Source organism: Actinomyces sp. HMSC075C01 (assembly GCF_001812965.1).
Lineage (GTDB): Bacteria > Actinomycetota > Actinomycetes > Actinomycetales > Actinomycetaceae > Actinomyces > Actinomyces acetigenes.
Genome location: NZ_KV810998.1, coordinates 2,606 through 12,287, shown reverse-complemented (window position 1 = coordinate 12,287; position 9,682 = coordinate 2,606). Strand labels below are relative to the sequence as shown.

Genomic DNA, 9,682 nt, shown 5'->3' with positions numbered 1-9,682 from the left:
GCATCAACGTCGCCACCCTGTCCTCACTGGCGGCGCGCGAGACCTTCGTGGCCACCCTCGGCCAGATCGCCGCAGCCGAGGACCCCGAGGAGCCCAGCGCCCACCTGGCCACAATGACCTACCAGCAGGACACCCTGACCAACAAGGCCGGCGACCTGCTGTTCAACCCGGCCACGATCGCGGCGATCCTCGTGTTCTTCGTCTACGCCCTGCAGTGCATGGCCACAGCCGGTGCGATGCGCCGCGAGACCGGCACCTGGAAGTGGCCGATCATCGCCTACACCTACATGTTCGTCACAGCATGGGTCATGGCGGCCCTCACGAGGGTCGTCGTCGCCATGCTCATGTAGGCGGTTGCGGCGCGCCTGCCCGGGGTGCGCTGGGGTGCGGCGCACGAGCCGGGCCTGGGTGCGCCCACCGCCCCCGCACACACCACCTACCCCCACACACTTCGACCGAATCTTCATAAACGACGCGGCTCCGGGTCTTTTTTGAAGATTCGGTCGACGTGTTAAGCGAGTGCCGGCACTTGGCAACCGCCACCTCCGCGGCGAGTGATCGTCTAGGCTCGCGGTATGGCGACTCCGGAGTTCATCGTCTCCCTGCGGCAGAAGATCGGGCATGACATGCTGTGGCTGCCGGGGGTGAGCATCGTCGTCGTCGACGAGGCCGGCCGGCTCCTGCTGGGGCGGCGCGCCGACAACGGGCGCTGGGCGGTCGTCTCCGGCATCCCCGAGCCCGGCGAGCAGCCGGCGGTGGCGATCCGGCGCGAGTGCCTGGAGGAGACCGGTGTGGACGTGGAGGTGCTGGCGCTCACGAGCGTGACCGCGGGCGAGCCCTTCGCCTTCCCCAACGGAGACAACTGCGTGTTCATGGACATCAACTTCGTGGGTCGGGCGCGCCCCGGCAGCGCGGCTCGCGCCCATGTGGCCGACGACGAGTCCACGCAGGTGGGCTGGTTCGCGCCGGACGCGCTGCCCGAGCCGCTGCTGAGCTCGACGCCCGGACGCATCGAGGCGGCCCTGGCCTGGCTGGCCGACCCGACGTCGGGCGCGCGCTTCCACCCGGCCTCCTGACGCCGGTTGCCTTCGGCCGGGGACGTCGACGGGGACATTCCGCGCGGCGGGGTGCCATCTCTTCCGGACGGGGACATCCTGCGCGTACGGGTGCAGGATTCCTGTCCCCGACGGCGTCGAATGCCCCCGACCGCAAGAGGGGTGAGACAGTCGGTGGGGCTTGGTGGTGGATGCACCACTCGTGGAGGGGTGAGGCAGTTGCGGTCAGGCCTCGGGCACCTCAATGCCGATACGCCGGAGCCCTTCGGCCTGCGCGCTGTTCGGGTCCAGGGGCCTGGCGGCGGTGAGGACGACGCGCACGCCCTCGGGGGTGACGACCTCGACCTCGCGGGAGTTCCACGGGGTGATGCGCGGGCCGGTGACGCTGCCCGGCCGGCGCTGCTCGCAGGTCGCGGCGATCTCGTCGATCTGGGACAGGACGCAGGAGAAGCTGACGCTCATCGAGGGGCCGTCGGCTGGAGCGGGCGCCTGCGGCGTCGGCACCAGGAGGACGTCCTGGAAGGCCCAGCGGCGCAGGTGCACCAGCTGGCCGGGAATGCTGAACAGGGTGAAGAAGCCCAGTGCCTCGGTCCAGAAGTCGACCGAGGCGTCCAGGTCCGACGTCGGGACAGTGACGAACATCGGCATGCCGTAGATGCCGCGGAAAGGCTCGGGCGGTTGGGCGTCCTCGCTGGGCGCAGGCACGGGGCTCATCTCGAATGCGTTGAAGGTGCTCATGCGCGGCAGCCTCATCCCTCACGCTACGTGAGGGTCAAGGTGATCCGCGTTACTGTCAGAGTCTCGCGGCCGGGGACATCATCCGCGACCGGACGCCGAGCCGGGCATTTCTCGCGTAGCCCCACAGAATTTCTGCCCGGCTACGCGAGAAATGCCCGGGTCGGCACGGGGGCGTCTGCACCACCCTTGGTATGATTCTGGTATGACTCAGAAGATCGCGGTGAGCCTCCCGGACGAGCAGATCGTCTCGATTCGCCGTGCGGTCGCACAGGGCAGGGCGGCATCGGTATCGGGATTCGTCAGCGCAGCGGTCGCTCGCGCGCAACGGGAGGACAACCTCGCCCAGCTGCTGGACGACCTTGATCGCGAGCTCGGCCCCGTCGACGACGCGGACCTGGCCTGGGCCGACCAGGCGCTGGGACTGGCGTGACCACCGCCAGCAGGAGGCGCGCCAAGGGCCTGACCCTCGACACCGGCGCACTGCTCGCACTTGAGCGCGGAGACTCGCGGGTCCGCGCGCTCCTTCGCCGGGCCTCGGAGACGGGCCTGCCCCTGAGCATGCCAGCCGGCGTCGTGGCACAGGCCTGGCGGGGAGGCCCTCGGCAGGCCCGCGTCGCACGACTGCTGGCGGACCCCAGCGTGCACGTGGCGCCGCTGGACGACATGACGGCGCGAGCCGTCGGCCTGCTGTGCGGACGCAGCGGACACCGGGACATCGTTGACGTTCACGTCGCCCTGCTGGCGCAGGAGCAGGGGCACACCGTGGTGACCTCCGACCCTGAAGACCTGAGCGCGGTCCACCCCGGCCTCCCACTCATCACGGTCTAGACGAGCCTCGCAAGCCTCAGCCGGGGACATTCCGCGACCGGACGCCGAGCCGGGCATTTTTCGCGTAGCCCCACGGAATTTCTGCCCGGCTACGCGAGAAATGCCCGGCTCGACACAAGGTGGAACAGTCGGAGTCACTCCGCGGGCGGCTCGACGACGAGCGGCGCCTCACCGGGGGCACGCACCTCAGCGCGGGGTGCCGGTTCCAGGGCCAGGCTCACGCGCAGCCGCTGTCCTTCTTCACCGACGGCGTCGTAGGACAGTCGCGGGTTGTCCAGCTCGGTGACCTCGGTGCGGGCGCGCACGAGCCAGGGGTGGCGGCGTCGCAGGCCGATGAGGTCCTGGTGGAGCCGCAGCATCCAGGCGCCCTGCGGCGCGAGCCCGGACGGGGCAGCCGGCAGGGCGGGGCGGACCTCGTCGTCGCCGCCGAGGGTCTCGGTCTTCACCCCACGAAAGGCCTGCTCGTCCCCATAGTAGACGCTGGGCACGCCGCCCACGGTCATGAGCAGGACGACGGCGAGCGCCGCCCCGCCGGCCCCGACCTTGCTGGCGATGCGGGTGACGTCGTGGTTGCCGACGAAGGTGGCCGGGACGAACCGGTCCAGCAGCTCGTTGTGGCGCTTGAGGCACCAGTCGAGCTCGTAGAAGTTGACGTCGACCAGGGAGCTCCAGGTGGCCTTCCACAGCTCGTACTGGGTGACGGTGTCAACGGTGGAGGCCTCCACGAAGCCGGCGTAGTCGCCGTGGATGACCTCGCCCATGAACCAGGCGTCGGGGTGGCGCTTGCGCACGGCGGGCAGGACGCTCGCCCAGAAGGCGGGGGCGACGGCGTAGGCGGCGTCCAGGCGCCAGGCGCTCGCGCCGCGGTCGAGCCAGTGGGTGAGCACCCGCACGGCCAGGTCGCGCACCTCGGTCGAGTCGTGGTTGAGGGCGGCCAGGGACTCGTGCCCCTCGAAGGTGGCGTAGCCGGGGCCGGCCTGCCCGGCGTCGTTCCCGCCGGCGGCGTCGTCGAAGCGGAAGAGGCCGCGCTCGCCTCCCCCGGCGCGGGCGGCCCGGAAGAGGGGGTGCTCGGTGCCGACGTGCCCGAGGACGCCGTCGAGCATGAGGGCCAGGCCCCGGGTGCGACATGCCTCGGCGAGACGGTCGAAGGCGGCGTCGTCCCCCAGGCGGGGGTCGATGCGCAGGTGGTCGGTGGTGTCGTAGCCGTGGGTGGATGAGGCGAAGATCGGCCCGAGTGACAGGCCGTTGGCGCCGAGCTCGACGGCGTAGTCGAGCCAGGGCTCCAGGCGGTCCAGGCGTGCGGGGGCACCGGGCTCGGTCAGGGGCGTGCCCGGCTCGGGGCGGACGGGGGCGCCGGTGGCGCCGAGGGGATAGACCTGCCACCAGATGGCATGGTCGATCCAGGCGGGGGTTGCAGGACGGCTTATTCCAGGCGACTCACTAGTCATGTCTCCAAGGGTGCCGCCGCACCCGTTAGCATGTCAAGGTGCCGTCCCGTACCGACAAGCGCCCCCGCCTGCGCATGGATCCCGCCGAGCGCCGCGAGCTGATCCTGTCCGCGGCGAGGCATGCGTTCGCGAGCCGCCCGTACGAGGAGGTCTCACTGGTCGAGGTCGCCCAGGAGGCTCAGGCCTCCGAGGCGCTGGTGCACAAGTACTTCGCCGGGAAGGCCGGCCTTTACGCCGAGGTGCTCCAGCGTGCCGCTGACGAGCTCGCCGAGCGCACCCGGCGGGCCGACGACGCCCTACCGGAAGGGTCGTCGGCCCGGGACCGGGTGCGGACCTCGGTGCTGACCTATTTGGACTTCATCGCCGAGCGCTCCCCCGGCTGGGTGACCTACCAGGTGCTGGCCGGGCACGACCCGGGCGATGAGGCGGCCCGGGTGAGGCGGCAGGCGCGCGAGGCGGCGGTGGCGGCCCTGGCCAAGGTGGTCGGCGGCAGCCGGGGCCACCGCGACGACTTCGCCCTGTGGGGCTACCTCGGTTTCCTCGACGACGCCTGCCTGCGCTGGGTGCACGCCGGCTGCCCCGACGACCAGCGCCACAGCCTGGTTGACGCGGCGCTGGGCTGCCTGGAGGGGGCGCTGGGCGACTGGCGGGCATGAGAGCTGGGACCGCCCAGGCGAGTACGACATCCCGGGGCCGGCAGCCCGGCCCACAGACGCGAACGTGGGGCCCACCTCGCCAGGAGGTGGGCCCCACGTGATGGAGTCAGCGCATCGGCGCGAGCCTCGGGCTCAGCGCACGGGCTTGCGGACCTCGGCGGAGAGGAACCAGGCCTGCTGCTCGAGCTTGCCGGTGAGGTCCTCGACGATGCCGGAGGAGGTGGGGTCCTCGGAGTCGACGTCGTCGTGCACGCCGCGCAGGGTGGCGACGACGGCCTCGATGGCGGAGACGATGTAAGCAACGCCCTCACTGGTGAGGATCTCGCCCTCGGGGGCGGCCGGGACGGTGGTGGCGGCGGCGACGGTGGCCGGGCGGCCGTCGGGGACGGCGTTGATGGCACGCATGCGCTCGGCGACCTCGTCGGAGCCCTCGCGGGCGATGTCGACGACGTCGTCGAGGTTGAGGTGGATGTCGCGGAAGTTCGAGCCGACGATGTTCCAGTGGATCTGCTTGCCGACCAGCTCGAGGGCGATGAGGTCGGTCAGGACGCGCTGGAGGTTGTCGCTCAGAGCGGCGGAGGCGGTGAAGGTGAGGTTGATGGACGGTGTTGTCATGGTGTCTGCGTTCATGGCCATCACTTTACTACATCGTGAATCTCTGTGGGTGTTACTTATGATTCACAGGTAAGCCATGCCTCACCTGAAACCAAGAGCCACCTGCATGGACGGGTTCTCGGGCCGGGCGACGGCGGTCAACAGCACGTGGACACTGGCGCGAGCCGGCTGGCATAATGACGGGGAGCCATCCGGCGGGTACCGGACGGCTCCCCTTAGGTAGGCGGCTCATCCGAACCACTTGCCGAGGGTATCCACAAGGACACTGACGGCCCGGGTCAGGCGAGCGAGTGCGGTTTAACAGTTCGCTCACCTTCCGGGCCGTTTCCTTGTCCTTGCGAACTTGCCTGCGTCGGCCTTTCGGCTTGGACACGACCCCCACCTCCTTCCGACTCCCTTCCTCCCCGGCAGGACACTGGGCGTTCCGGGAGAAGGTGCCGAAGAAAGGTGAGCGCAATCATGCCACGACGGCTCCGGAGATATCAGCCGACCTTGCAGGTGTTCGGCTCGCCGGTCTCTTCCTCCTCGGAGGCGAGCCAGTGCCCGTTGCTGCCGGGCACCATGGTGTTCTTCGCCGGGATGCGCGCCTTGTTGGTGGGTTCGGTGACGTCCTTGCCCTGCGCGTCGACGTAGGTCACCTGCGTCATGTCCACGCAGTAGGTGACGGTGGCGCTCTGGCCGTCGGCGCTCATGGCGACCTCGGAGATCGCGACCTTGACGGGGGTCTTGGCCTTCTGCCCTTTGTTCTTGAGGTTGGCGGCGTCGTCGAGGAGCTGCTGCTGGAGGTTGCCGGTGGTGACGGTGGGGACCTTGCTGGTGTCCTGCCCGCCGCCGACCCACAGCTTCCAGGACATCTGGTCGTAGGCCACGAAGTCCTGGAGGATCGCGACCCGCTTGACGTCGAGGCCGGCGGGGATCGTGGTGATGGTGTATCCGAGCTGGGCGTCAGACAGGGAGGCCGCCGTGACGGTGCCGGCGGTGCTCGACGCCGTAGCGGAAGCCGAGGGGGCCGACGTCGACTTCCCCACGGCGCCGGCTCTGTTTGCGGGTGTCTTGGCGCTGGGCTTGGAGTCCTTGGAGGAGCACCCGGTCAGGGCCAGCGAGCCGGCGAGCAGCAGGCAGCCCAGTGCGGCGGCTCGACGGTGGGCTCCGGCTCGGCTCGGGGGGCGGTTCTCGGCATGTGCCACGGGGGGCTCCTCACTGTCGGCCGGATTCGACCCGGCGGAAACCAACCCGTTGACACTACCGCGAAGGTCACGAACGTGTCTCGACCTTCGTCGCCCTCCTTGCTACACCCCTGTTCTGGCGAGGGTACGTGATGCCAACAGTCCTCAGAAGGAGGAACCAGGCCTGCTGCGCAGGCTTGCCGGTCAGGCCATCCAGGATGATGGCCGATGTCAAGGGCTCGTCATCGACAGGGACACCCTGCGCACTGGGGGACAGGATTTCCGTCCCCCGACGCACAAACAGCCCCTGCCTGGAACGGAGTGCCCCCAGCCACGGTGAAGTGTCCCAGACAGCGTCGAAGATCCCCGTGAGGAAGCGAGCCGACCGAGGTCTCCCCGCCCACCGCGACGAGACCGGACCAACCTGACCAACAGCCCGGGACACCAGGCCCGGGCAGTCGCGGTCACCTTGGCAACAGCTGGAGTCTCACCAGTGGCCCACACCCCGCCACCCGCACCCCAACACAGGTCGCCAACGTCATGACCTCATACATCTAGGCAACGACCACTCACCACAGGATCGTCACACCGGACAGTTCCTCGAAGGCCGGATCGCGCGTCACCAACGCAAGCGACTCGTACATCGCTTGCGCCGCCAGCATCCGATCAAAGGGATCGCGATGCGACCACTCAAGCTGCCCGCTCAAGCGCGCGTGCGACCACTCGATGGGCAAGAACTCCGCTCCGAGCCGTCGCACGTGCCCCTCGAGAGCATCCAGCCACGGCCCCGCTCCAGGCAGTTTCCCAATGCGGTTCTTGGTATGCAGCTCCCATGCACTGGCGGCGGAGACCACCACGACATTCCCTCGGTCTCGCAGCACCTCGACAGCCCTCCCGCCCAGACGCGAGGGCTCATTGATCGCCCACATGAGCGCGTGCGTATCGAGTAGGTAGCCCTTCATGCACCCTCCCAGGCACTCAGCTCCTCCTCCGGCAGCTCGTCGAAGAACGTGTCCGGCAGCTGGTATCCGCCGAAGCCCAGCTCCCGCTCGCCCCCGACTGGAACCAAGCGCGCCACTGTCTGACGCCCTCGGGCGATGTTGATGGTCGTCCCCTGCTCGACCTCCACCAACAGCGCCGACAAATGCGTCTTCGCCTCCTGAACCTTCACCGTCTTCATGCATTGATGGTCCCAGGAGAAAGCGACCTGGTCAACCAGGTTGGTCAGGTTGCGCCGCCGCCCACCCTCATGGTCGGGGACATTCCCCACCGACAGGAATCCTGTCCCCCAACGCGCAGGATGTCCCTGTCAGTACGCGGGCGTGCTGACGGCGAATGGCTGCTTTAGATGCCGTGGCCGGCTCAGTTCTGGCGGGGATTCTTTCCGTTGGTGGTCAGGGTCTGGACCTCGGCGACGGGGAGGTTGACGGTGCTGGTGGTGGTGATGGCCGGCAGGGTGCCGGTGTTGCCGTCGGTGGCGGTGTAGGAGGCCGAGTAGGCGACCTTAATCGTCAACGGCGTGGTACCACCCAGGTGAGCCGAGCTGCGGTTGAAGGAGATCGTGCAGGGACTCGAGCCCTCAGGCATCCCCTGGTGCCAGGCGACACCGAACCCGGTGCAGGAGGCCTTCCCGTCGGGTGCCGACAGCTGCAGGCCAGACGACCCGGCCGTGACTGTCACGGAGGTACTCCCGGCCGTAGCGGTCGCCTTGACACTCGTTGGAGTCTCACCAGTGGCCCACACCCAGGTGTCCATCCCCACCAGCGTCGCACCCTGGGAACCGACCTTCGGATTCGTCTCCACCGTCGGGGCGGGAATCTTCACTGCCTCCCAAGCAACTTTCGCCAGCCACGCAGGAGAAATGTACGGCACGGGAGGTGACTGCCCGTTCGGAACCCACACATTCTCAGGGTTATTATTTATGAACTTTGACCCCTCTCGAGCCCAAGTCAGGCCATCAGGAAAGGCGTTTCGATCACAATAACTCCTCCACCAACGTCCACCTGAATCACGCCTGTGGTCTCGGAAGCCAGGATACCTTTCCTTAAGATTGTCATCCCAACCACCGCCTTCTGGAGCGTCCGCAAGAAGACCGTAATTCTTTTCGAACTCCTCAGGCGTATCTCCTGGAGAGTATCCGCACGAAGGTTTGATTGACACGGACGTTGAGGTGGTCGACAGCCCGGAGCCTCCACCACCCGCAGACGAGTAACCAACTTCTACATGAGCGGAAATTTCAGCTCCGCCACCATCGTTTTCCTGCGCAGCCCCTGACACCCGAGAGCCCCTGGAGTCATTTAACGCCACACCTTGAGGTGCAGCCAAAATTATACTAGCACAAATAACGACAAAGAAACTTCGAAAATGCATCAACTTCACAACTTCAAACCTTTCCCCCACCGAGTATCACTCATTCAACCGCACACGACACATTCTCGTCAACATACTCATCACTGGCCAGCCAGTCCCCCTTAGAATCTAGCATCATGGCCTCTGTAACCAGTTCTCGATCTTGTTTCTCCGGATTACTGACATCATTCCCATTCACATCCAACGTTGTTACTTTAGTCGCATCTACGCAAACTTTTACGGTTGCCGCTTTCCCGGCTTGGTCAACAGCAACTTCAGTGACCGAAATTCGAATGGGAGGATTGTCGCGCTGCCCCTTCGGAATCCTTGCGTGGTTTCGGATGACCGCATCCCGAGTATTTCCTGTGGCAACCTCCGAAATGTCATTAATCCCCTCTCCGGTTGACCATATTCTCCAGGTCAGTTTGTCGTACGCAACAAATCCTTGGAGGACTTTGGTCTGGGTGGCGTCCAGTTCTTTGGGGATCGAGACCACCGTGTAGCCCAGGGCGGGGTCGGACAGGGACTCAGCAGTCACCACACCGGTACTGGCACTGGCAGCGCCGCTCGCACCAGCCGACGCAGCAGACGTCGCCGCCGGTGACGCCGTCGAACTACCACTGGTTCCCCCAGTGTTCAGTGGTGGGATCGTCCCCCCGCCCTTCGGACTGCCCGACGAACAACCAGCCAGAGCGAGTGAGCCTGCAAGCACACCCACTCCCAGGACGCCGGCAACACGACGACGAGCAGACAGGCGAACAAAGGAACGAGCCATGAGGAAGCACCTCCACGATCTGGGGTGCGTGGTGTTTCTCGGACTGGGGGAG

The 9,682-nt window shown here is 67.1% G+C and carries 13 protein-coding genes; 5 read left to right on the top strand and 8 right to left on the bottom strand.

The genetic code is table 11. The features are described from left to right. Positions 1–350 (top strand): nucleoside recognition domain-containing protein (locus HMPREF2883_RS07910; protein ID WP_083313564.1); only part of this gene is annotated, 350 nt, incomplete at its 5' end. A gap of 225 nt (positions 351–575) precedes the next feature. Beyond that, a complete protein-coding gene (locus tag HMPREF2883_RS07905) occupies positions 576–1,076 on the top strand; it encodes an NUDIX hydrolase (protein WP_070660724.1) in 501 nt (166 codons plus the stop codon). 204 nt (positions 1,077–1,280) lie between these two features. Here HMPREF2883_RS07905 and HMPREF2883_RS07900 read toward each other — a convergent pair whose 3' ends face one another. Beyond that, positions 1,281–1,793 (bottom strand): VOC family protein, encoded by a 513-nt coding sequence (locus HMPREF2883_RS07900; protein WP_070660721.1) that lies wholly within the window; start codon positions 1,791–1,793, stop codon positions 1,281–1,283. 202 nt (positions 1,794–1,995) lie between these two features. On the opposite strand from HMPREF2883_RS07900, the gene HMPREF2883_RS07895 reads away from it, so the two are divergent. After that, the gene (locus tag HMPREF2883_RS07895) at positions 1,996–2,223 is read left to right on the top strand and encodes a toxin-antitoxin system antitoxin subunit (RefSeq protein WP_070660718.1); all 228 of its coding nucleotides are present in this window, start codon (positions 1,996–1,998) and stop codon (positions 2,221–2,223) included. Continuing rightward, positions 2,220–2,621, top strand: coding sequence for a type II toxin-antitoxin system VapC family toxin (locus HMPREF2883_RS07890; protein WP_070660715.1), 402 nt, complete (start codon positions 2,220–2,222; stop codon positions 2,619–2,621). Before HMPREF2883_RS07895 ends, HMPREF2883_RS07890 begins: the two co-directional genes overlap by 4 nt. 134 nt (positions 2,622–2,755) lie before the next feature. Here the strand turns inward: HMPREF2883_RS07890 and HMPREF2883_RS07885 are convergent, their stop codons facing one another. After that, on the bottom strand, positions 2,756–4,069 hold the full coding sequence (locus HMPREF2883_RS07885) for an alpha-amylase family protein (RefSeq protein ID WP_070660712.1): 1,314 nt from the start codon (positions 4,067–4,069) through the stop codon (positions 2,756–2,758). A gap of 38 nt (positions 4,070–4,107) precedes the next feature. Here HMPREF2883_RS07885 and HMPREF2883_RS07880 point away from each other — a divergent pair, with 38 nt between their 5' ends. Continuing rightward, on the top strand, positions 4,108–4,725 hold the full coding sequence (locus HMPREF2883_RS07880) for a TetR/AcrR family transcriptional regulator (protein WP_070660709.1): 618 nt from the start codon (positions 4,108–4,110) through the stop codon (positions 4,723–4,725). Positions 4,726–4,857: 132 nt separating this feature from the next. Here the strand turns inward: HMPREF2883_RS07880 and HMPREF2883_RS07875 are convergent, their stop codons facing one another. The 6 genes from HMPREF2883_RS07875 to HMPREF2883_RS14170 all read right to left on the bottom strand — a co-directional run bounded on the left by HMPREF2883_RS07875 (position 4,858) and on the right by HMPREF2883_RS14170 (position 9,393). Beyond that, positions 4,858–5,355, bottom strand: a complete 498-nt coding sequence (locus tag HMPREF2883_RS07875; RefSeq protein WP_176747175.1) for a Dps family protein — start codon at positions 5,353–5,355, stop codon at positions 4,858–4,860. Between the two features lie 467 nt (positions 5,356–5,822). Continuing rightward, complete coding sequence (locus tag HMPREF2883_RS07870) at positions 5,823–6,527, bottom strand: hypothetical protein (RefSeq protein ID WP_070660703.1); 705 nt, start codon at positions 6,525–6,527, stop codon at positions 5,823–5,825. A 548-nt stretch (positions 6,528–7,075) separates the two neighbouring features. Then, on the bottom strand, positions 7,076–7,468 hold the full coding sequence (locus tag HMPREF2883_RS07860) for a type II toxin-antitoxin system VapC family toxin (RefSeq protein WP_070660700.1): 393 nt from the start codon (positions 7,466–7,468) through the stop codon (positions 7,076–7,078). Continuing rightward, positions 7,465–7,686, bottom strand: coding sequence for a type II toxin-antitoxin system Phd/YefM family antitoxin (locus tag HMPREF2883_RS07855; RefSeq protein WP_070512051.1), 222 nt, complete (start codon positions 7,684–7,686; stop codon positions 7,465–7,467). Before HMPREF2883_RS07855 ends, HMPREF2883_RS07860 begins: the two co-directional genes overlap by 4 nt. Positions 7,687–7,868: 182 nt before the next feature. Continuing rightward, positions 7,869–8,330, bottom strand: a complete 462-nt coding sequence (locus HMPREF2883_RS15860) for a hypothetical protein (protein ID WP_371080568.1) — start codon at positions 8,328–8,330, stop codon at positions 7,869–7,871. Between the two features lie 586 nt (positions 8,331–8,916). After that, complete coding sequence (locus HMPREF2883_RS14170) at positions 8,917–9,393, bottom strand: hypothetical protein (protein ID WP_256277392.1); 477 nt, start codon at positions 9,391–9,393, stop codon at positions 8,917–8,919. Positions 9,394–9,682 lie beyond the last annotated feature (289 nt).